Source organism: Ruegeria discodermiae, assembly GCF_030758345.1.
Classification (GTDB): Bacteria; Pseudomonadota; Alphaproteobacteria; order Rhodobacterales; family Rhodobacteraceae; genus Ruegeria_C.
Map to the genome: position 1 here is coordinate 18,289 of NZ_JAVAMO010000022.1, position 23,234 is coordinate 41,522.

Annotated in this window: 16 protein-coding genes and 1 pseudogene; 7 read left to right on the forward strand and 10 right to left on the reverse strand. The window is 56.2% G+C overall.

The annotated features are described in order from the left end of the window. Window positions 1-105 precede the first annotated feature (105 nt). The 3 genes from Q5Y75_RS25565 to Q5Y75_RS25575 form a co-directional block, all read right to left on the reverse strand. A complete protein-coding gene (locus Q5Y75_RS25565) occupies window positions 106-984 on the reverse strand; it encodes an ergot alkaloid biosynthesis protein (protein WP_306202879.1) in 879 nt (292 codons plus the stop codon). Further along, window positions 977-1,432: a nuclear transport factor 2 family protein gene (locus tag Q5Y75_RS25570; RefSeq protein ID WP_306202881.1), complete on the reverse strand. Its 456-nt coding sequence runs from the start codon at window positions 1,430-1,432 to the stop codon at window positions 977-979. Before Q5Y75_RS25570 ends, Q5Y75_RS25565 begins: the two co-directional genes overlap by 8 nt. 61 nt (window positions 1,433-1,493) lie before the next feature. Further along, entirely contained in the window at window positions 1,494-1,955 is a 462-nt protein-coding gene (locus Q5Y75_RS25575) for a DMT family transporter (RefSeq protein ID WP_306202882.1), read from the reverse strand. A gap of 106 nt (window positions 1,956-2,061) precedes the next feature. Between Q5Y75_RS25575 and Q5Y75_RS25580 the strand changes: the two genes are divergently transcribed. Next, window positions 2,062-2,673 carry a TetR/AcrR family transcriptional regulator gene (locus Q5Y75_RS25580; protein ID WP_306202884.1) on the forward strand — a complete coding sequence of 204 codons (612 nt, stop codon included), beginning with the start codon at window positions 2,062-2,064 and terminating at the stop codon, window positions 2,671-2,673. Window positions 2,674-2,750: 77 nt separating this feature from the next. Here Q5Y75_RS25580 and Q5Y75_RS25585 read toward each other — a convergent pair whose 3' ends face one another. Next, a complete protein-coding gene (locus Q5Y75_RS25585; RefSeq protein WP_306202885.1) occupies window positions 2,751-4,160 on the reverse strand; it encodes an aminotransferase-like domain-containing protein in 1,410 nt (469 codons plus the stop codon). A 120-nt stretch (window positions 4,161-4,280) separates the two neighbouring features. On the opposite strand from Q5Y75_RS25585, the gene Q5Y75_RS25590 reads away from it, so the two are divergent. Both Q5Y75_RS25590 and Q5Y75_RS25595 read left to right on the forward strand, forming a co-directional pair. Further along, a complete protein-coding gene (locus tag Q5Y75_RS25590; RefSeq protein WP_306202887.1) occupies window positions 4,281-4,670 on the forward strand; it encodes a DUF983 domain-containing protein in 390 nt (129 codons plus the stop codon). 106 nt (window positions 4,671-4,776) lie between these two features. After that, a complete protein-coding gene (locus tag Q5Y75_RS25595) occupies window positions 4,777-5,619 on the forward strand; it encodes a methylenetetrahydrofolate reductase (RefSeq protein WP_306202889.1) in 843 nt (280 codons plus the stop codon). Window positions 5,620-5,685: 66 nt separating this feature from the next. On the opposite strand, the gene Q5Y75_RS25600 is transcribed toward Q5Y75_RS25595, so the two are convergent. Next, window positions 5,686-6,435 (reverse strand): SDR family oxidoreductase, encoded by a 750-nt coding sequence (locus Q5Y75_RS25600; protein WP_306202892.1) that lies wholly within the window; start codon window positions 6,433-6,435, stop codon window positions 5,686-5,688. Window positions 6,436-6,530: 95 nt separating this feature from the next. On the opposite strand from Q5Y75_RS25600, the gene Q5Y75_RS25605 reads away from it, so the two are divergent. Beyond that, window positions 6,531-7,445: an AraC family transcriptional regulator gene (locus tag Q5Y75_RS25605; RefSeq protein ID WP_306202894.1), complete on the forward strand. Its 915-nt coding sequence runs from the start codon at window positions 6,531-6,533 to the stop codon at window positions 7,443-7,445. Between the two features lie 5 nt (window positions 7,446-7,450). On the opposite strand, the pseudogene Q5Y75_RS25610 reads toward Q5Y75_RS25605, so the two are convergent. The 3 genes and pseudogenes from Q5Y75_RS25610 to Q5Y75_RS25620 form a co-directional block, all read right to left on the reverse strand. Continuing rightward, a pseudogene (locus Q5Y75_RS25610) lies at window positions 7,451-7,723 on the reverse strand (SDR family oxidoreductase); the annotation flags it as partial. Window positions 7,724-7,877: 154 nt separating this feature from the next. Next, entirely contained in the window at window positions 7,878-9,056 is a 1,179-nt protein-coding gene (locus Q5Y75_RS25615) for an alpha/beta hydrolase family protein (protein ID WP_306202895.1), read from the reverse strand. A gap of 134 nt (window positions 9,057-9,190) precedes the next feature. Further along, on the reverse strand, window positions 9,191-16,897 hold the full coding sequence (locus Q5Y75_RS25620; RefSeq protein WP_306202897.1) for an autotransporter outer membrane beta-barrel domain-containing protein: 7,707 nt from the start codon (window positions 16,895-16,897) through the stop codon (window positions 9,191-9,193). 1,238 nt (window positions 16,898-18,135) lie between these two features. On the opposite strand from Q5Y75_RS25620, the gene Q5Y75_RS25625 reads away from it, so the two are divergent. Next, window positions 18,136-18,618, forward strand: a complete 483-nt coding sequence (locus Q5Y75_RS25625; RefSeq protein ID WP_306202898.1) for a transposase — start codon at window positions 18,136-18,138, stop codon at window positions 18,616-18,618. Here Q5Y75_RS25625 and Q5Y75_RS25630 read toward each other — a convergent pair. Next, a complete protein-coding gene (locus Q5Y75_RS25630) occupies window positions 18,615-19,307 on the reverse strand; it encodes a hypothetical protein (protein ID WP_306202900.1) in 693 nt (230 codons plus the stop codon). The genes Q5Y75_RS25625 and Q5Y75_RS25630 overlap by 4 nt on opposite strands. A 448-nt stretch (window positions 19,308-19,755) precedes the next feature. Continuing rightward, window positions 19,756-20,718 carry a helix-turn-helix domain-containing protein gene (locus Q5Y75_RS25635; protein WP_306202902.1) on the reverse strand — a complete coding sequence of 321 codons (963 nt, stop codon included), beginning with the start codon at window positions 20,716-20,718 and terminating at the stop codon, window positions 19,756-19,758. A gap of 399 nt (window positions 20,719-21,117) precedes the next feature. Here Q5Y75_RS25635 and Q5Y75_RS25640 point away from each other — a divergent pair, with 399 nt between their 5' ends. Continuing rightward, on the forward strand, window positions 21,118-21,849 hold the full coding sequence (locus tag Q5Y75_RS25640) for a GntR family transcriptional regulator (protein WP_306202904.1): 732 nt from the start codon (window positions 21,118-21,120) through the stop codon (window positions 21,847-21,849). A gap of 377 nt (window positions 21,850-22,226) precedes the next feature. After that, complete coding sequence (locus Q5Y75_RS25645; protein ID WP_306202906.1) at window positions 22,227-22,928, forward strand: hypothetical protein; 702 nt, start codon at window positions 22,227-22,229, stop codon at window positions 22,926-22,928. The last annotated feature ends 306 nt before the right edge of the window (window positions 22,929-23,234 follow it).

Consider the following 23,234-nt stretch of genomic DNA (forward strand, 5'->3'; position numbering starts at 1 on the left):
CAGCCCCAAACCGGACATTTATTGCCGTGCTTTGCAATCTTCGACATGCGCAACATTGCTGCCATCCCGGAGGCCAAGGCAAAGTCAGCTAAGGATACACGCATCTCACATGTTCGCGGTCTCAACCACTCGCATCTTTACGTGTTTTCTCTGCGTCCATGCTTCGAGGTTCTGCTGAACGAACTCGGCGATTGAAGTCGGAACCTTTCCGGTCAGCTTCTGTACGTTGCCTGTGACACGGTCTTCTGAGCCTGCTGCAATTGCACCGTCCATTGCGGCCAATGATCTTGCATACTCTTCCGGCAAACCGAGACCCTGGTGACGTTCAGCAAGTCCGTCGATTGTCAGCCTGTTGTGGCTGATCTGGCGCCCGAGCTGATTGGTCAGTGTCTCAGCAACCACATCATAGGAAATCGCTTCCGGGCCAGTGAGAATGTAGTCGGTATTTTCGACCGTATCTGCGACCAGCAAGGCGGCGGCACAGGCGGCGATGTCACCCGCATCGATGAAGCCGATGCGGCCGTCATCAGTTGCCGTGTAGATCGCGGCCTCATCGCGGATCGGATCACGATGGTGTAGTTCCGAGAAGTTCTGCATGAACCATGCCGGTCGCAGCACTGCCCATTCCAGAGCGTTGGAGCGAAGCCAGGCGTGGACTGCGCCCATCATAGGCCCGCCTTCTTCAAGTGAAGAACCGCTGAGCAGTACGAAGCGCTGGACGCCAGCGGCGAGCGCCGCCTCAAGACCGGGTTGCATTCCTCCCAGTGAATCCACGGTGTCCGTGGGGGCTATGAGGTAGACAGCTCTGACGCCTTTGAACGCGGCATCAAATGTCGATGGGTCCTTCCAGTCAAAGCGTGCATCGTTTTCACCCTTTGGGCTACGTGTGCCTACGCGCGGAGAGACGCCTTTTGCTTTCAACTGTCCGACAACGCGGCTGCCGGTTTTCCCAGTACCGCCGGTAACAAGAATGGAGTTAGCCATCGATAAAGTCTCCCAGTTTGGATTTCAGAACTTCGACGCCTCCGACAGCATTCAGCAGAACCAGAGGGTTCCAGTAGTCGCGGTAACGGGTGATACGTCCGTTCTTTACCTCAATGACCGAGATGTAATTCTGGTCGTAGCGCCCGGCCTCGCCTTTACCTTTGCAAGAGAACTCCAACACAAAGGTTTCGCCGTCTTTGGCAACATGGGTGACAGCCGGGCTCATGGATTCAAAGCTGATGAGGCCTCCGGCTTTTGGCAAATAGGCTGCCATTGTGTCTCGGCCGCGGAGTTCGCGCACTGAGCCTTTTGGAGAAAACGGGAACTCGAACACGATGCCTTCGTCACACATGTCCAGGAAGTTCTCGCCTGCATCTGCGATGATTGCGTCACCGAGAGCGCCGCGCAGCATCGCGCCAAAGCTGGGTATGTTGTTTGTGTCAGACATGATCTCATTACCTCTTGTTGTTCCCATAATGGGAGGGTTGTTCTGTGAGTGGTGGCTTTGGTTATGTCGCTTTTCCGAACTGCATGATCAGAACACCTGCAATCGATAGCACAGCACCAGTGATGCGATAGAAGTCTGCTGGTCGAGGAGCGTTCCCAAGAAGCCCGTTCTGGTCCAGGATGAGTGCCATCGTCATTTGTCCGGCAACGACTGCGGCAATAAAAGCAGCGGCCCCAAAGCGTGGGATTAGAACCATGGTCGCCATCACGTAAATGACACCGATCACACCTCCTACCCACGCCCAGGGAGGAGCCGCATATAGTGATGATAAGGTTGGCAATGTTGGACGGAGCCAAGCGACCCCAACCATCAGGCAAGCGAATGAAATTCCAAAGGACAACAGGGTTGCCCAGAGGGGGTGCCCAGCCGCACGGCTGAGCTCTGCGTTCATTCCGGCATGGATGGGTATCAAGGCCCCGCAAAGCAGAGGCGCAAACCAAAGAAGTGCGATTTTCGGGTCCATCTTCGCACCCTTTCATAAGTCGCCAAAAACAGGTTGCAGTATCGATAAGTTTGATTCAAACTACGTCGGAACGATACTGTCTCGTCCTATATAAGGTAGAATCACGATGGAACGCAAGAGTTCCGACGTAAAAAATCCTGATCGGCCGCGTCGGAAGCCGGCCGGGGCTGCCGTTTTGCAAGACACGGTGACGGAAGCAATCCAACGCGCCTTGTTCGAGGAATGGGCGGAAACGGGTTACTCGGCTCTACGAATGGAGCGCATTGCGGCTCGCGCAGGTGTCGGAAAGGCTGCGCTCTATCGAAGGAGTAAATCCAAGTTTGAACTGGTGACCGAAGCGGTGAAATCAGCGGCCACGAATATCACTCCAATTCCGGACACAGGATCCTTTGAGAAGGACGTTGCCAAGCTTATGCAAAGGATGGCTGCAACTCTGCGTCATCCACTTGTGAGGCGGATTCTACCTGATCTGCATGCTGAGCACGCTCGCTCTGATGAATTGGCGGAATTGCTGGAGAGCGTGACGAGGGATCGCCGGGCCCAGGCAATGGTCATGCTGGACAGAGCTATTGAGCGTGGTGAACTTTCAGAAGACGCAGATAAGGGCGTGGTGCTCGATATGTTCATCGCACCGCTCTATTGGCACGTCATTGTTCAGCATCGACCTGTCAGATCAGAAAACATCCAACGATTTACCAATCTGGTACTAAGTGTATAAAAAAAAAGCAGTAACTATAAAGCACATTGAAAAACTGAGACAAAGGTCGTCTCGGTTTTTCGGCACAGCTTAACAGCCTAGGGAACCCAGTTTTGGTGGATGATCGCATAGTTTAATGCTTCGAGATCTTCAGTCAGCTGGCTGTATGAAATTGGTCCTCCCAGACATACCCTGACCGCTTCATCGGGCATTCCCTTCACCGTAAACGCGTTGCTCGGCATGATCCCGATTTGGCGATTGGCCATGTGACTCATCACATCAGCTCGGCTGGATCCTTCGGGTAGTGCCAGCCAGATATTAAATGCCTCCCGACTGGCCATGAAGTCTTGGTCCTGCATGATCTTGGCCGCCAAGTTCTGTCTGCGGTTCGCCTCCTTACGGACGAACTTCTGCACCGCCGCGGCTGTGCCATCCTCGACCCATCGCGCCATCAAAGCTGTTGTGATTGGTGACGCCATGACATTCGATGCCTGCAAAACCCGCGTGAAGTGGGTTTTCGACAGTCCAGACGGAACCACCGCAAGCGCAAGCCTCAAACCAGCGCCCAGACATTTGGAAAGACCCGCGATGTACCACCCCAATTCGGGAATCTGCTGCGAGATAGGCGGTGGAGCATCCGACGACACAAAACGACAAGCGTCATCTTCAATCAAAGGCAAACCGTACTTGTCCAAAACGGACGCGATCTGCTGACGTCGCTCCATCGGAATTGTAAGCGTCAGGGGATTTTGCAGCGTCGGGTTCAGATAAAGAGCAGAAGGTGCGTGCTCTTGGATAGCGGCATCCAGATCATCAGGAAGAATACCGCTGTCGTCTGATCTCACGCCAATTAGCCGGATGCCAAGTTGAGCGCCTATGGCGCGAATACCGGGATAGGTCACGCGCTCACAGATCACGGTGTCTCCGGGCTTGGCGAGCAATGTCAGGATCGACAGCAAACTGGCATGTGCGCCGGGCGTGATTGCCAATTGGTCTGCTGTAACGTCGATACCGTTGATGTTCATCCAGCGTGCTGCGGTCTCCCGGTCCTGCCGGCTCCCGATAATGGATTGGTAGCGAAGCAGAGGAACGAGGTTCGCAGCAACTTGTGCAAGGCCTTGTTCCATACGGGCCACAAGAGCCGGATCGTCTGGCTCCGGGGGCATATTCATGTTCGGGTCTTCTTCCAGCGCGCGACGCGGGTCTGCTTTTTCTGAAGTTTCTTCTGGCTTCCGAATAAACGAGCCCCGGCCGACAAAAGTGTCGATATACCCTCGCTTCGCAGCCTCAGAGTATCCGCGAGAGACAGTTGTGAAATCCAAGCCAACAAGCTTGGCGACGCTGCGTTGAGGCGGAAGCCTGTCACCTGCATCTAGCACACCTGTCTCTACATCATGTCTGATCGCTTCCGCGATCTGGACATAGAGTGGTTTCCCGTCGTCGCGCAGATTCGGTGTCCATGACTTCAAGGCTTCACTCCATTCAATGCAGGAAATTGTTTTTGTCACTTTTACCTTTATTGCAGGTGAATTTCAACATGTTGTCTCACCTTTCGTCACATTGATTGGTTATTGATTGCATTGTGTCTAGAGATGAACTATCTGAGGCGCAACCAAAGGAGATCAAAGATGTCCGAACTTGCAATTGACACCCACGACGACAGTGAAGAGCGCCCCATCAAACCCGCGATCATGAATGGGATGCGCCTCAAGTGCCCCAGATGCGGGGAAGGCAAACTGCTGCACAGCTACATCAAAGTGAACGATGAGTGCTCGAATTGCGGTTTGGATCTGAGCCATCAGCGGGCTGATGATGGTCCGGCTTATCTAACGATCCTGATCGTTGGCCACCTCATGGGATTCGCGTTGCACATCGCCTGGGTGACATGGAGGCCAGAACCATGGGTCTTGGCTTTAAGCATGTCTGTGATTGCAGTAGTCGGTGCCTTGGCACTGCTGCCGGTCATGAAGGGCCTGATTGTTGGATACCAATGGGCCAAACGAATGCACGGGTTCTAGCCAGCCTACTTTTGCAGACTAGCCATGCGCCTGTGGCTTGCTTCTGCTGCCAAGCTTCGAGGTCATGCCCGAACGACTTCGGTAGTTGAAGCTGGAGGATTCCTTGATGGATTTGAATTTCTATTCACTTGAGGCGACAGGAAAGACAATTGCAGATCTCACATCAGCCGCTCCCCTTATTCCTGCGAGAACCCCTGTCAATGTGGCCTGGCTGAACGATGAGGATGACTACGACCGGTTGCGAACGGTGCGCCGGATTGACGATGCCGGACTATTGCCGGTGCCGATATTTGCAGCTCGACGCCTTCAATCAAAGAAACACTTGTTTGACCTTACCGAAAAACTCCGGTTTGCCGGCGCACAAGGGCAAGCCATGGTCGTTGGCGGTGACCCAACTGATGCGTCGGGCCCCTTCAACAACACGATGGATCTCCTTCGAACGGAGTGGATTGAAAAGTATGCGATCAAGAGGGTCACCTTGCCGGGTTTTCCAGAGGGAAACACAGCCATAGGTTATCGTTCGGATGTGGCCCTACTGGAGCAGAAGGTAAAACTTTTAGAGTCCTGCGGGTGCAGCGTGAGCATAACCACTCAACTTGCCTTTGATCCATCCAGAATTCTCAACTGGATAAGCCAGCTTCGAAACGTTGGTGTTAGCCAGACCATCCAAATTGGGATACCAGGGCCGACTAAAAGGGATCTCCTGCTCAGGTTTGCACGCTCATTTGGGGTTTCGGCTGGCGGATTGAACAACGTGAGTGACACCGTGGACGGGATCGTTGATTGCTCCCGTCTGGTCTGCTTGATCGAACAAGGGCTGCAACGACGCAATTTAGCTGATGTTGCGGTTCACCTTTATCCCTTTGGTGGCGCGATGGTTGCCGTTGAGTGGCTAAAGGCGGTTAAGGCGCGGCAAGTTCGGGACGCTTCGAGCAAAATGCTAGCCTGAGGAAAAGGCCGGCCATTTAGGTCGGCCATTCCAGTTCTTAGAAAAGTTTTCCTATTTTTGAGGGTATCAGGCCGCCAGTGCGACCGAGTCCTTACCGGCAGGGATTCGCAGCGGACAAGTGGTATCGGTCACGGCTCTCCAGATTGCCTGAACGACGTCTTCTGAGAAGGTGAACTCTTTCCCTTCAGCGTTCATAAAGGCCGCCATAGTCTGCTCGACGAACGGCTTGTAGTCTTCAGGCGTGTCATTGGTTTCTGACATCAGTGCCATCGCGTTCTTGCCAAAATTCGTTGTTGGGGCCTGACCAGGTAGAACAATATGGGTCCGAATACCCAGTGGGGCCAGTTCAAGGGCAAGACATTCGGTGAAGACGTTCACTGCGGCCTTGCTTGCTGTGTAGACCGAAGCCAGCGGCAGCGGTTTGAGCGTGACGCTGGAAGAGACATTCACGATCACCCCTGATCCCGTGGCACGCATTTGCGGCAGCACGGCACGTGTCAATTCCATGGTGCCGAACGTGTTGGTCTTAAAGATCCGGCGAAGGTTATCCTCTGACGTGCCCTCAAAAGGCGAAAGCCAGCCGACGCCTGCATTGTTCACTAAAGCGTCGATGGGGCCAGCAGCGTCCAATGCCTTTGCAATACTCTCGCTGTCCGAGATATCCAATGGCAGGATCGTCAAACGATTCGAGGCCGGGAATAGTGCTTCATCTGGCTTGCGCATTGTCGCGATTACCGACCAGCCCTGTTCGAGGAAGAAGCGCGCCGTCTCCAGGCCAAATCCCGAAGAACATCCTGTGATCAATACGGTATTCATGACGTTATCTCCTGTTCTTTGATGCCTTGAAAGTAGACGACGTTGGCAGTATCATATATAATCAATAGTCCGTTATTTGTTTTCAATGGTCCGAAATGACAGATCCATTCTCTGAAATCATCGCTCTCCTTCAACCCAAAGCATCCTATTCAAAGCTGGTGCATGCATCTGGGCCGTTTCGGGTGCATCGTGAGGACGTAAACGAGGCCTTCTACTGCTCACTTCTTACCGGACGTGCGTGCCTGGAAGTCGAAGGGAAAGAGCCCCTGGTCTTGAATGCGGGTGACTTTGTGCTGATCCCAGCGGTCAAGTCCTTCACCTTCTCCAGTGTGGACCCTCCTCCACCCGATGGGCTAGTCAACTATCCTGTGGAAGATGAAGGCGGAGTATTCAGGCTTGGGTCAACCGATGCGGATCCAGAGGTTCAACAGCTGGTAGGACACTGCACCTTTGCCAGCCCGGATGTCGATCTCTTGGTCTCATTGCTACCAGACCTGATCTTTGTCCGCGGTGAGGGTCGGCTGGCTTCGCTTACAGGGCTTGTTCGCGATGAAGCTCGCGCAAACCGGCCGGCGCGAGATGTGATCGTCGAGAACCTATTACAAGTCCTACTGATCGAAGCCTTCCGATCTGGCGGGGACCCAGCCCCGACTGCTGGCCTTTTACATGGGTTGGCAGACATTCGGGTTGGGCCCAGTTTGCGAGCCATGCACGCGGCCCCGGCTCACAGTTGGACTGTTCAAGCTCTTGCAACTGAAGCTGGGCTGTCTCGATCAGCATTCTTCACACGATTTGAAGGGGTCATGGGAATGCCCCCAATAAGCTATTTGCAGAACTGGCGGATGACACTGGCAAAACACATGCTCCGGGCAGGAGATCTCAGCATTGCCGAAATCTCTGCCCAGACCGGATATGGTTCATCCAGTGCCTTCAGCACCGCATTCTCCCGCTATGTAGGATGCTCGCCCGCGCGCTACTCAAAGGCAAATCCACTGGAAGCTTCGGGCTAAGCTTTTCAGATGACACCGCCATTGGCGCGAAGAGTTTGCCCACTAATCCAACGGCCATCAGGTCCGGCCAGGAGCGAAACAACAGCAGCGATGTCTTCGGGGGTTCCGAGCCGACCAAACGGGTTTACCTTCTTGATGTTCTCGATCACCGCCTCGGACTTTCCAGTCATGAACAGGTCGGTCGCGACTGGCCCAGGCGCGACAGCATTCACGGTGATGCCACGTGGGCCCAATTCTTTGGCCAGCACATGGGTCATCGCTTCCACCGCAGCTTTTGTCGCCGCATAGACACCCTAAGTCGGCTGATATAGCCCGACAACACTGGATAAAAGACTGATGATTGCACCACCTTTGTTCAAACGGTTGGCGGCCTCGCGCATGCCACGAAAGACACCGCCAATATTGATGGCGCAGTGAGCCTCGAACTCTTAGCTAGCGCGCATCGAGGTTGGCGACCGAAGCCTCGATAGAGGACAGAAGATTTTCCGCACGCAGTCGCAACATCTCGACCTTTGCTACCGTTTCTCGTGCGCCGACTTCGCCGTACCAAAAGAAGTGATTGCCGGGCACGCGAGCATTTAACGCACCAGAGGTCGCGTAGCTCATTTGATCCATCAGGTTCTGCCAATTCTCCGGATTAATTGCTTCGGATTTGGACAAAGCTGGAAGCACGATGTTTCGGTAGAGATGCTGAACCTGATAAATTCCCCAATTGCCTCGGTCCGTCAGCGCGTGGTCATTGTCCAGTACCTTGTTGCCAGAGATCGTGACAACAAAAGGAAAGTCGGTCACCTTGAGCGCACCCGTATCGGCCATCGCCCAATCCAGATCCTCTACAAAACCACCGTTTTCGTAGCGCGATGCGATCATAATCGCATTTAGCGCGACCGGGATGTCTCCGAGTACATCGCTCTCGAAGCTTTCCCAAGGAAAAATCACATGCCCGTTCAACTCGTTCTGAGCAGTCACGTATTTCTCAAACAAGTCATAGAATTGCGGCGCCTTTGAAAGACCGTTATCCGCCTTCGAAATTGCACCGGGAGCGGCCAGCAGGAGGGGGATAGGTGGGGTTGACGCGAGCGACACATAGAGGCTCATGTCCAGCCCATTGGCCTCCGAAGCCTCGTAGACCGATTGAGCTATTTGCCCACCCGCGCTCCAGCCCAGAACGATGATCTCGCCCGATAGATTGTGCTTGTCCACATAGTGCTTGGCAACTGCAGCCACCTGTTTGCCCCAGTCGCGGATCGAGAATTCGGGGTAGACTTTGGAGTATACTTTGTTTCCTGTCGGATAAGACGCGGCGAGAAAAGAGTAGCCCTGCTGCCCAAACCAATAGGCCAGAAAGTCTTTCTCGTTACCGTCGGGGTAGCCATATGCGACGCGAGCCAGATGAAACCCGCCAGGAACAAATATCACCAATGGCTTTTTTGGATCGCCAGGCGCAAAATAATTCAGCGTCTCAAAGCTGTTAGTCAGTAGCATTTCTTCGCCTGGGTAGAGGTGTGCGCTCGCGTCGGCGCGCTCAACGCCCCAACTCTGCTCGGCGTTGCCTCCCATGGCGGCCAAAGACAAAACGAGCGCATACAACAGCCTTTTATATTTGCTCATTCATTAACTCCCATCTCGACGCCGGGTTTGAAGGTATGACACACCCGGCGATTTGATGTAGGGGTCAGTGCTCTTTCTTGGCCAACCAAAATCTCGCAACAGAACCTAAATACGAACCAGCGCAACAGAACCGATCAGAATGGGATCGATAACCGCAGGCTGGCACCGAGATCTCGGCTGTTTTCGGAGAAGACCCCGAAGCCGTTGACGTTGACCACCATGCCGTTGGACGCGAAGATATCCATACCAGCGGCGACTTCGAACCGCGTACGGTCGAGTTCCGCATTCCAAGCGAAGGAGGACAGACCCGAGGGCGCACTTGCCAGACGCGCTGTAGTCGAAACGTCAGCGCCGCCCAGAAGCTGAGAGATCGCCAGAGTGGCCTTTGGCCGGAAGATCGTTCCATTGGTACCCTCAAATTGGCCTCCAAATTCAATTGCAGGACGGGCATAAAAGAATGTCTCTGTATCACCATCGACGTCAAGTTCGGCACCTGTCGACCCCGTCTCGCTATACCCGTCGGTTCGCAACCCCGCGAAGCCAAGCGACATGAGCGGTTTGGCAAACCAAGCACCTTGATCGATCATGTAGCCTGCCCGAACTTCAGCTCCGTAGCTCAAAAAATCCTGCGTGCCCTTGACCGACTGCCCGGCCAATACCTCGCTCGTTATGTCTGCTGAGCCAAAACCAATCGACGCCCCGGCACCCAATTCCCAAGGGCCATAGTAGCGTTTTACCGAGAGCCCGGCCTGAAGGTGGTAGCCATCGCTGCTTGCATTGATCGTGTCGAAGTCCAGATCGCTCGTCTCATAAGCCAGCGCGGCACCATAGGTGAAGCCATTGTCGGCGACCATTTGCATGCCACCGGCCAGCCGGAAGCTGGATTCGTCGAAGCCATCGAGATCGTCGGTTGCATCCCGCGAAAAGCGGCGACCGCCCGCATCGAAATAGTAACATTGACCGTCGTCGAAGAACTTGGCGGACCCGTCCAGATCAGGGCAGCTGAACAACGACTCCGCGAAACGGAGTGTGGAATTCACTGTCGTGACTTGGTTGGCGACATCCACGCTCGGGCCAATCAGGTTAAGCATGTTCCGATAGGTGGTCACATCTGCGAGTCCGAGCAATTCTCCCGTCAATCCATCGTCGAGCGAACCTGCCTGAAAGACACCTTCGATATGACCAGCCAGACCTCTTTGGTTCCTTGACAGGATCCCAAATGAGCTGGGATTGGCAAAATCGATGGCATAACCGAGCTGCAACCGTTCTTCGCCAATCTGGCTAAGCGTATAGCGCACCACGGCTGCGTCTTTCACTTTCAGGCTGCTTGTGTCCATTGCACCAGCGGAGCCAACGATGTCGAGCGTACCAGCGGACTCGCCGCCAATGCCGGAGAGCTTTACTTGAACCTCACCGTCTAACACGGTGTCACTCTCAATCCGGATAAAATCGCCCGTCGCGGAATCGGTGTCCACATCGATCGCCAGGATCGCGGTGCTGTCATGAGTCAGATCTCCCGTCAGGACAGTCGTACCGATATTGTCTTCGCCTGCCACAAACAACGTCCCGGAATTATGGACTCTGGTCACGTCCATATCCCCCGTCGCCTGAAGCTCGGCCCCGTCGCTGTTGTTGATAATGACGTTTCCTGAATGGCCGCCGGTGATCGAACCGCCACCCTTGTTATTGACCGTTAGGCGCGCGTCGCCTTTATACGCAATCGCCAGACCATTGGCCTTTTGAGACGCGATCGTTCCCGCATTTGTGATTGTGTTGTCGGTCGTGCCATCCAGGACCAGGATCGCCGTGTCAGGGCTGCCCGGTAGCGTTGAGCTTGCACCGCCAGTGACCGAAGATTTACTATCGAGTTCGATGGTGACCTTGTTGCTGCGGCCTGCCGCACCTTCAGATTGTGCGATGATTGCAGCTGCGCCGGCACCGGCCACATTGATCTGCGATCCGATGAGGCTTACATTGACTTCGCTACTCAAGTCACTTGTTGACGCCGATTGCGCGAACACGCCATGCGCGAACTGACCGCTCGTTGTCACTGAACTATCCGTAAGCGAGACTGTCACCCCGGAACTGAGGCCTGCACCGCCTGCACTGCCCAGCTTCGCGCCGGCCTCTGCATTGTCCGGATCCGGCGTTCCAAGGATACCGCCGCCACCGCCGACCGACTGTGCAAGGATTCCAACTGCGTTGTTGCCTGCATCGGGATTTGCCGCGACCCCGGTTTGGATCTTCGCGTTATCCAGGGTCACAAAGACGCCGCCGCCAAATCCGTTTGCGGTACCGTCACTCCCCATGTCGAGCCCGGCCCCCCAATTACTTGGCCCGCCGCCCATAAACAATGCGCCGCCGAGACCGCCGCCGCCGCCGACCGACTGCGCCAGGATGCCATGGGCGCCACCGCCGGTTGTTGTGACACTGCCGGAGAAAATCACATCGACTTCGTCTGCATCGCTTCGGATCGCACTGGTGTTCTTGTTGGTTCCCAATGAGATTGCCGAGCCCGTTGCGCCGGTCAGATCAAGACCTGCAGTGCCGCCGCCGCCGCCAACCGACTGTGCCAGAATACCAATAGCAGCTTGGCCGGATGTATTGATGGTTCCAAAGGCCGGAGTTGACGCGGTTTCCCCGTAGATCAAAACCTGACTGCTATTGCCAGATGAAGAAAGCTCACTGCCGCCAAGCGTAATCCCGATCTTGGAGTTTTTAGTTGTGTAATTTGCGTTCTCGCCCGTACCCGCGCTGTCTTGGCCCGCCGCATTTGCAGCTTCCCCGCCACCGCCACCGATGGATTGGGCAAAGATCCCGTGTGATCCGTCTCCGTGGGTCGTGATGCTTGGCACAAAGGAACCGGTATTTTTGTACATCTGGACAACAACCTCCTTGCCGCTACCAGTCTTACCGCTTCCGCCCACGGCAATCGTCGCGTCCCATGTGAGGCTGCCATCACCTGTTCCAATCCCGCCAATGCTCCCTGCGTGGCCGCCACCGCCGCCAATTGACTGGGCATAGAGCGCGTGTGAGGCGTTGTAATAGGTTGTCAGTCCGCCTTGGTTGATCACATTTACGCCGCCGCCATCTCCTCCGCCGGATACGCTGCTGCCAACCGCAAAATCCAGCCCCCTCGCGGTATCGGTGTTGTTGGCGTCGCCCATGATGAAACCGCCGGTCAAAATGCCTGTACCACCGCCGCCGCCAATCGATTGGGCGTGCACGGCAAAGGCGTCGCTGTTTTCACGGTTGCCACTGTCCGCAGCGCTGCCAGTTGTGATGGTGCTGTTGCCAGAGACCGTTACGGTCACATTTTCGCCCGAACCCCCGCTGCCGCCAGATCGGCCGAGCCCGAATGTGAGAGCCTTTCCCTGGCTGTTGCCGCCATCACCCCCTGTCGAAACGGTACCCTTCACGCCGATGGCGCCATTCCCGCCGCCGCCACCAATTGATTGAGCCAGAATGCCGCGCGCAGCGTCTCCGGACAGGCTGATAAAACCTGTGTGTTTAACGTCCACAGTATTTCCCGAACCGCCCGTGCCGCCCGTACCGCCGATCCCGACGGTCGCAACGCGGGTATTCTCAGTCCCCTTGACATCTCCATCGACACCGATGCCGGCATTCCCACCGCCGCCGCCAATGGATTGCGCCAGAATGCCAACCGCATTGACCGTACTGTCCAGCGCCGCCGATGCCGAATTCAGCTCAATTGTGCCAGTGTTGTCGATCGATACGACCCCGCCATCGCTCGCGGTTCCGCCTTTACCACCGACGCCAACATTCAGATGATAGCGCGGAGTATCGGTGCCACCTTTGTCATCCGTAGTGACCATATCGCCGACGATGCCGCCACCACCATTGCCGCCGCCGCCGCCGATGGATTGGGCAAATACCCCGCGGCTGCTGTCACCGGCGATTTTCAAGGTGCCCGCATTTGAAACAGTCACCGCGCCGCCCGTGCCACCTTTCGCACCACTGCCTGCCACACCGAGCGCAAGTTCAATCCCGCCGCTGCCGTCGGATGCAGTCATGGCTGTGTCGCTGCTTTGGATTCCAAACCCGCCATTGCCGCCACCGCCGCCGATGGATTGGGCAAAAATCGCGTCCATTTCGCGTGAGGTCGCGCCTGATGCGCTTCCGGCGGTCGTGATCGTGCCGCCGTTTGTGATCCACACCTCGCCGCCGGCACCGCCCCCGGTGCCGCTTGCCCCCAAACCAAAGGTCAGCTGCTTGGTGTTGTCTTCGCCGCCGCTTGTGACACTGCCTTTGATGCCCGCGCCGCCGTTGCCACCGCCGCCGCCGATGGACTGAGCAAATATGCCCTTCGAATTGTCGCCATCGATGTTAATCGTCGCATCACTTAAGATCCTGACTTCGTCGCCGATGCCACCGCCTGAAGAGGAGGCGCCAAATGCAAGGTTCAGGCCATTCGCGGATTTGTTGCTTATGTTGCCGTTGACACCATAGCCACCATCGCCGCCACCGCCACCGATCGATTGGGCGACGATCCCATTCGAGTTCCAGTTCTTCGTGGTGATTGTTCCCGCGATTGGGATTGGGTTGTTTGCGGTGCCATTGTAGATGTTGACCGCGCCACCATCACCTCCGCCGCCTCCCGCGCCGCCAAAGTCTACATTGGCCGCCACTGAATTGTCGCCACCCTCTGTCTGAACGTTTCCGGTCATCCCGGCACCGCCGATACCGCCGCTGCCACCGATTGATTGTGCAACAACTGCGTGGCCCGTGAAGTGGTTGCCATCGTCAGGTGAGCTGGCCAATGTACTGCCGGTTGTGACCGAAGCGCCTGCTTCAAGTGAAAACTGCACCATCCCGCCATGAGAGGCTTTATCTGCTTTGCCGCCGATACCGATATTGAGCGCGTCGCCCGGCGCGCTACCGTCTTTGGCGCCGAAATGGTTCGACCCGCCAGCGCCGCCGTTGCCACCGATTGATTGCACAAGCACGCCACGCGATCCGGCTCCGGAGGCCGTAACGTGACCGCCGGAGGCCAGTTTGACCGTCGCGCTTTCGCCCGATGAACTGCCGCCGCCTTGGCCACCGATCGACAAGCTGATATCCTTCGACTCCTTGTTGGCGTCCTCATAGTTGAGCGAACCGCCACCTGAGCCGCCTGCGCCGCTGATCGATTGTGCAACAATCGCGTCAGAGAGGTGCCCAAGCGTCGTTGTCGCGCCGGATACCGTGACCGAGACGGTAGATGTCGTGCCGCCCGCACCACCTTTGCCGCCAATATTCACTTCCAGGGAACGACCGCCCTGATTGCCCTTTTCGGGATCGCTTTTGTCCTTGGTTGCGGAGGCCGACACTCCGCCTGACCCGCCGCCACCCGCTATGGATTGCGCGATGATTGCGTTGCCGCCCTGTTGCGCCGAAATGACATCCGTGCTGTACGCACCGGTCGTTCCCACCGTGATGGCGCTGGCGCTGTTTACGATGACGGCTTTGCTTGCGCCACCACCGCCGCCGCTGCCGCCAAACCCGAATTGCACGTCGGTCGATCCGGTCGCATTGGTGAAAGAGCCGGTTGCCGCCATTCCGCCATTGCCACCGCCGCCAGCGATGGATTGCGCGATAATGCCCTTGGCCGCGTCGCCTGATGCGATGATTTTCTCGCCGCTTGCTGTGGAAACAGTAACCGCGCCCGCACTCGAGCCGGAGGCGGCTTTGCCGCCGATGGCAACGTTAACTGTATTACTGTCTTCGCCGAGGTTGAAATTCCCGGCCGCGGCCATACCGCCATTGCCGCCGCTGCCGCCAATTGACTGTGCGACAATCGCATCCGACATGACAGCCGTTGTCTGAACGCCACCATTGGCATTCACCGTAACGGCACTACCAATGCCTCCGTTCGCACCCCGCCCTCCGACTGCGACGTTGACGCCGGTGCTCTGGCCGGAAACCGTCGCTGACCCAGCGATCGCACTGCCGCCATTGCCGCCGCTGCCGCCGATGGACTGGGCGACAATGCCATCTGCGTTCACGCCACCTGTCTGAATCAACTCGGTGCTGGTGACATTTACGACGTTACCATTACCAGCTTTCTTCCCGCTGCCGCCGACTCCGACCGAAATCCCATTCGAGCCTTCGCTAACGGTCAAATTGACTGCGATGCCGCTGCCGCCACTGCCTCCGCCTCCGCCGATCGATTGGGCCAGAAGCCCGACAGCGTGATCGCCACCTGTGGAAATCGCACCGCGACTGGTCACATCGACCTCGGCACCGCCACCGCCGCCGCTGCCGCTGCCGCCGACAGCAGTTGAAACCGCTGCTGTTCCTTCTATGCCAATGCTCGCGGAGCCCGATAGCGCGAATCCACCATTGCCGCCGCCGCCGCCAATCGCCTGTGCAACTAGGCCTGACGAACGGTCGCCCTCGGTCGTGATGGTGGCGTCGCTCTCGACCATTACAGGATTGGTGAATCCGCCCGGTCCGCCAGCCCCGCCAATGCCAATGGCTGCGCTGGCAAAGCCAATATCGGCGCTAGCGCTCACAGCAAAACCACCGTTGCCACCACCGCCGCCAATCGATTGTGCGAGCATGCCAAAGGAATCCATCCCCGAGGTCGATATGGAATTGCCTTCATCGATCGCCGTTATGGTCACGGACTGACCTTCGCCGCCACCTCCCGCGCCACCGCCGACAGCGATGGATGCGGCACCGCCAACGCCGGCTGCGGCCGCGACAGCGAAACCGCCATTGCCGCCGCCGCCACCAATTGATTGTGCATTAAGACCGTGAGATCTGTCCCCATGGGTCACAACCTCGCTATGCGACATGGTGACTTCAACCTCGCCGCCGGAACCGCCGGTTTTGCCGCGCCCACCGACGCCAACCGCGACAAGTTCACCAATTGCGACTGCATTGCCGCCATTGCCGCCACCGCCACCAATGGAATGCGCCGTGACCCCGTCTGAATCGGACAGATGCGTGGTGATTGTCGAGCCAAACTCGAGATTGCCAAGGTTGACAGAGACCTCTCCGGATTGAACGCTGCCGTCTCCACCCTTGCCTCCGACAGAGAACCATCCTTCGCTGCTGCCGCCATTGCCGCCACCGCCGCCGATGGACTGTGCCAGAATCCCGCGCGAGCATCCCGAAGGGCACCCGGCTTCCGAAGCGGCACTCACCGAATTTGGATCAGCCGCTGCCGCTTCGCCGGTCACAATTGTACCCACATGGTTGACCACCACGTTGCCACCATGGCCGCCACCACCGCCGCCGCCTCCTACAGCCGCGCCTAAGGCCGTTTTTGCCACCCCACCGGAACCGCCACCGCCGCCGATCGATTGCGCCTCAATCGCAGTGGATGCATGGCCCTGGGTTTCAATGGTCCCTGTATTCGTAACGATAACCGACTCAGCGGCGCCGCCAACGCCACCTTGGCCCGATGTTGTATAAAAGGCCCCAAAGGCATCTCCACCAGCGCCGCCGCCGCCGCCAAGCGCATGGGCCAGGATGCCCATAGACGCGTCGCCTTTGGTGCTGATCGTACCTTCGTTTGTCAAATCGATGCCCTTGCTCTTTCCACCGCCGCCGCCCGCTGCGGCAAATGCGACAACGCCCTTTGCCGGGGGCGCATTGCCACCCCGTCCGCCTATGGACTGGGCTGCCAACCCGACCGCGCTGGTCCCGGATGTTGTCACTGTGCTGGTGTTTGACAGATCGGCCGTCACATTGCCGGCATCGCCACCCGGGCTGCCAGACGTTCCACCTTGACCCCCCATGCTGACTGCCACAATCCCATCTGCATCCTCACCGGATGTCGTAACGTTAAGTGTACCGCTTACATGTACGGTGCCGCCTTCCCCCCCCGCCATCTTCGAAACAGATTTTTGGCTTGCCAGCCCAATGCTTGACGCCGAAATACCATGCGATTGATCTGACTGGGTTGTCACAGTAATGGTGGCGTCATCAATCGTGACGGGCGCAGCGATGCCTCCTGCACCACCTTCCCCCGCGGTTGCTACTTGACCTCCGGAGCTCCTAAGGCTGAGGCCGGGAGTTAGACCCAGATTGTTCCTATGGATTGTGAAAGAGGCACCGTCTTCCGTACGCAGCGTTACAATTCCACCGTGCCCGCCGCGCGTCGAAGTTTGTGCGCTCCTCATGAGGCCACCGGTGCTATCTAGAGACAATCCTTCATCTAACCCACCTAAACCGGGAGCTCCCAGCACGATAGGGGTGGAGGCGGTTAAACTGATGTTACCCGCCGTGCCCGCATTGAATTCATTCCTTTGACTGGTGGTTGGACCACCAGTTGCTTCGAATGCAATCCCCACTTGTGATTGTAAGGTTCCGTTTTCCGTCGGCGCACCCAGCGTTGCGTCGATCGAGTAGCCGGTATACGAATCTGGGCCGGGTGTATTCTGCCCGATCGTGTCCACCTCAAATGACAGCGCTTCTTCAGAAATCTCAGGGGTAGCCAGATTGAATGAGACGACCGGCTCACTTTTGCTATCGCCAGTCCATTCGAAATTTAAGTCGACCGCGCCCGTGAGGTTATGGGTCCCAGTATCAATGTTGAAATTGAGATCTGTCGGGTTTTTGATGACATATCGACTCGGACCGGTAAGGCCACCCAAGTTGCTTGTCAGATTGGATACTGTCAGGTCGGTCGTGCCGATGGGCACGTCGGTTCCCAATATAATCCCGCCAGATTGGTTTCCCTTGCAGGTATAGCTGGTCGGACTGCTGCCCTGCGTGCAGTTGGCTGGTCCGGCCTCTGCACCCGTCTGCGACAGCGGATAAACGACCAAGGCCGAGACATGACAAATCGTCGCTAATTCTAGCTTCCGGGTCATCCGAAACCACTTGCAATTACCAGACATGGGGCCATCTCCGCTTTGGTCTTCGTTCCGGGCAGGCGGCTTCGCCACGACCAAGCGCGCACTAAGGCGCAGTGGTCAGAACCAGAATGCCCGTTCAGTTATTGGACTGGTTCTGACATCAATTTTAACAAAGACTTATCGATGCTTCTTGGTCTGAGCGTCTCGAATATTGTGGTCACTGCGTCTCATTGCGGGCTTTTTGGCCGTAATGGATGCCCCCTTGGATCATGGAGAACACAGACCTCTCTCACGGCCCTTGCGCAGATGCCTTGATTGCGCCGCCCCCATTGACGCTCGAACCAATGGCGCCTTCAATGGGCAACTCATCAAAGGAGCGACGCCTGTCGGCGAATGCGGACATTCACCTGCCAGTACAAGATGGCGAATCCTTTGCGGCCTACTTCGGACAGGTGCTGGTCCCGGAGCTTGAGCGAGGAACAGTCATCATCTTGGACAACCTCGCCACGCAGAAGAACGCTGCCGTGGCCAAAACCCTGCGAAATGTGGGGTGTTGGTTCCTCTTCTTGCCGCGCTACAGCCCCGACCCGAACTCGATTGAGATGGCGTTCTCGAAACTCAAGGCGCAGCTGCGACGGATCGACGTCCGAACATTCATAGACATGTTCGACGCCCTCACAGAAATCTGCAATCTATTCTCATCAGAAGAGTGTTGGAACTGCTTCATAGCTGCCGGCCATGTCCAAGATTAAAGGCCGAAGGCTCTAATGAGCGACAGTCTTTTTTCCTGCCCCCCTAAACCGCGAGCTCCCAGCACGATGGGTGGGGAGGCGGTCAAACTGATGTTACCCGCCGTACCGGTGTTGAATTTAATTCTTTGACTGGTGCCTGGACCGCCAGTTGCTCCGAATGCCATCCCCACTTGGGATTGGAATGTACCGCTTTCCGCCAGCGCTCTCAGCGTTGCGTCGATCGCATGGCCGGCCAGCGGGTGTTTTTCGGGGTGTCCTAGCCCGATCGTGGCCACCTCAAAAGGCTGCGCTTCTTCAGAAATCTCTGGCGTAGTCAGATTGAATGAAACGACCGGTTCATTATTGCAATCGCCAGTCCATTTGAGCGATAGGTCGACTAGGGCCGTGAGGTTACGGGTCCCAGTATCAATGTCGAAATTGAGATTTGTCGGGTTTTTGATGACATGTCGACTCGGGCCGGTGAGGCCACCCAAGTTGCTTGTCAGGCCCGATACTGTCAGGTCTGTCGTGCCGGTAGGCACGTCGGTTCCCAATACAATCCCGCCCGATTGATCCCCCTTGCAGGTATAGGTGGTACCGGTGCCCTGCGTGAAGTTAACTGGTCCAGCCTCTGCGCTCGTCTGCGACAGCAGATAAGAAACGAGCATCAAGAGGTGACACATCGCCGCCAATTCAAGCTTCCAGATCATCCGAAACCACTTGCAATTACCAGACATGGGGTCATCTCCGCTTGGGTCTTCATTCAGACAGGCGGCTTCGCCGCGACCAAGCGCGCGCTAAGGCGCAGTGGTCAGAACCAGCGCGCCCGTGCAGTATTTGGGCTGGTCCTGATACCAATTTTAACAAAGACTTATCGACGCTTCTTGGTCTGAGCGCCTCGAATAATATGGTCACTGCGTCTCATTGGGTGACAGCAGGCCTTGGGAGCCATCGCCGCACCGGATATGTCTGCCCGGCAGAAACATGACAACGGTTTTCCGAACGTCGCGGATGACTTCAATAGCCGCAAAATTATAGGGAAGTTTGAGAACCTTTTTTGCAAAACTCGATCGGATCGAATCCCATGATCGCGTACAAAGAACCCTGATGTAGCCTGGATGTTCGAGAATAGGCGATCGCTACATCTTGCGTTGCGCCTCAGTGAATTGTTTCGCCAGGCTTGCGCATCCAGTCTAGAACAGGATGATAAACCTGCCCACCTCTGCTCCTTAGAGTGTCGTCACTCAGGCATTCCGAAGGCGAAACTCCGAACTTGGCGCGAAAACTGCGCCTGAAGTTCGATGCATCGTAAAAACCCCATCGCTCCGCGACGCGATGAACGGCTCCATGGATATTGGGGGAACGAAGCAGATCATTGCAGCAATTCTCCAATCTCTGTTCCCTGATGTAGTGGTCGATACCATTCTTTCCGAACGTGCGGTAAAGCGTTGCCCGCGACATACCAAGTTCGCGACAAATCCGATCCGGTGACAGATCGCTACGAGCGATGTTTTTTTGTACGAAGCTCTCGATGATTGACCGCCGACTCTTCTCGCTGCTGTCCTCCCAATATTCCTCCCCATCGCTGAGGATAAGACTCCGCATTTGAGCAAGCATCGCCGACGCGAGATGTTCGACGTCCCTGGTTTCTCCATCCCGCATTTGCCCGACCAGCAAATCAAGAGTGAAGGCCAGAAGTCGTCCGCGCGGCGTTTTGAGCGGGAGTGAGAGGTAGGCAGGGTGCCGCGATGGATCGTAACCGACGAGGGCGTGAGGGATTTGGAGCCCGACCACGGCTGCGTCTTGCATGAGTGCTGTATAGTCTCTTGACCAATCCATGATGTGGATGCTGTTTGCGTCTACGAAGGTGGTCTCATCATCAATCAGTCCCCGGCACGATCCGCCTTTATAGGTTTCGACCAGAAGTATGTTCGTGTCGAATTGCCTGATATGATGGGGCTTCCTCCAGATCTTTTGGTTGGAGAATTCTACTTCCGTCATGACCAGTCGATCGTGATGGTAGAATGCCACGTCGACAAAAAATGCATCAAGGGGTGTTTGTAGCGACACCCCAAAGAAGGGGCGTGCAAGCTCATGGTACTCTTCAACATCCAGGCGCATCTGCCGTTTCTCCAGAAATCATCACGTTACGATCAAGATCCCGACGCCGATTTCGGCTTCACTTTACAGGGGTGTGTCTCAAGCTTTGGGGCCGAGTGGACGAGAATGCGTGTTTTGCTGCTTGTTGCCTACACAACACTCATAAAGCAGGTTGCAGCAGGGTCTCATTCAAAGGCTCCGCTTAAGATTACGTGATACGATATATTAATCTTTTGTATAGTTGTATCCAACTATACACAAACCGGTGGTAAATTGCAATATTCTTACCTATTCTAGACCAGATGTATATCTCTATATCTAAATCTGTCAACTCTCCGGAGTTACGCTCAAGATATAGATGCTGGCGGGCCGCCCCGCTAGATTGCTCGAAATCCGCGTCAACAGCCCAAAGGAGGAGTGATGAAACAAAACGGGGCCGGTACAACTGATAGCCAGACCCGCGCCGAGCGGATCCACGAAACGGTCCGCGAACGGATCCTCACCAATCGCTACCCGCCCGGCACGACTTTGCGAGAGGGGGAACTGGCCGAGGAGTTCGGTGTGAGCCGCTCGCCGATCCGTCGCGCCTTTGCCCGGCTCGAGGAGGCGCGGCTGCTTGAGATCAGGCATGGCGTCGGCGCATTGGTGACGGAGATCCAGGCAGAAGATTTCTTCGCGGCCTATGACGTTCGCATGTTGCTGCTCGCGCAGTCAGGCCCGTATTTCGTGAGTCCGTTCCCAGCCGATGCGCCAGCTTTCTTCGCGGAGTGTCGTGATCGGTTTCTAAGCCTGGAAGAGGGGGACGTGATCGGCTTTGCACAGGTCAACAACGTCTATTTCATCGGCGCGCTAAACCTGATCAGAAACGAATATCTGCGGGATATTCAGATCAGGCTATTCTACGACACCGCACGAATGTGGAACGTCAAGCTGCCCGAGATTGTTTGGGCGGAAACCGTGTCCGACGTGATCCGCGATATCGACAATGTGATACACGCAATCAAGGGCCAAGATGCCGTGGGCCTGGCCTTCGTCCTCCGCAACACTCTCTGGACTGCAAAAGCCAGGTTCAACCAGACCCTGGAAAACTCAGCGTCCGCGCCACCGTGGCACCCGCCTACCTGGTCGGATGACGCCCCCCCAGATGATTGACCTGGTCATGTCGCGCAGGTCATCTTCCAGTCTTAAGCCTCGGCGGATGGTCTTTCCAAGTGATCCGCCCCGGTGTTCGGTTGAGTACATAGAGAAAGTCCGCGCGTTGCTCTTTACCTGACGAAATCTCGCTGCGTTGGGCGCAAATGGCCGCACCTGCTGCTGCATTGCAGTGCTCAGGAGGATGCTTGTGCGGAAAAACCTGTGCTGCGAGCGCACGCAGCGAGAAAATCAAACTTACGGGTTGGGCTCTTCAAGTTGCTACGCTTCCCTTTGGACGAAGGACTGGTTCCGGACTTGGCCGCCATTAAGTACTTTGCTTTGGAACAAGTAATAAGCGGGACACCCCGACAAACGAGATGAACGGATGTGCCTGGTTGGAAAGTTGCCTTTCGCAGCCAAATTTTCGTATGTTGTTGATAAAGATCGAAGGCATATCCGCATTCAAAACCGAATGTAAACGCCACCATGCGACAGCTCTCCGCCGTCTTAGGACTCGTAAAAAACAGGTTGGACCGATGATCGGGCGAACAGCGCTCAAGACTCTCTTTCTCTTGCTACCAATCGGACTAACTGGTCCCGTCATAGCCGAGGCACCAGATGCCAAAGCCGCTACCCCTTCAGGATCGGTTGATATCGTCGCGGTTTTCAATGCGACCTGCGCGTCTGGAAGGACGACCGCTGCGAGCTTACGGGAGAGCTTTGAAGCGCAAGGCTTCACCACAGATTGGCAGAATGACACATACGGTTATTTTACCCGTGCAGGCTTTGCGGCGAACTATCACATCTATCCAGGCAGCTGGAACTGCTTTGTGTCCGCTGAGAGTGCTGTGACACCTGATCTGTGTGAGATATTGTCAGTAGACGGTATTGAAGTGAGTGCCCGGCTGCCCGATGGTACCTGTGTTGCCAATATACCCGAGCATGGGCTGACCGTATTGGTTCGCAATATCTGCCCAGATTCGTCGCACGGAGCTTGCACTTGGGTGCAAGCCACACTGACTTCGGATCGGGAGTGCCGCGCCGATGAGGTTGTCGATTTGGCCGTTTTGGCCCGAAGCATTGTGAATTCGAATTAATTTGCATTGATCGATCTTCAGGCCGATGGGGGAAAAACTCCGTAGAGACTTTGACTTAATGTATGCCCTGCGGCACATAGAAACCTGTTGGCTTCGCCGCTTCTGTGACGCCTTGGCCAGGCTGCGTGCCCCGCTGGCATTCGGCGGCTGTGAACCCAAACTGCACCTCGATTGGGTCACCAGATCCGCAGATGTAGAGTACGCGGCGACTATCCTTGATTCCTGTCCGATTTGCTCGAGCGCATCCATCGTTTTTTGGGTGCCTCGAGACATTTCGTCTGATGGGTTAACAATGCGCTGAAAGCT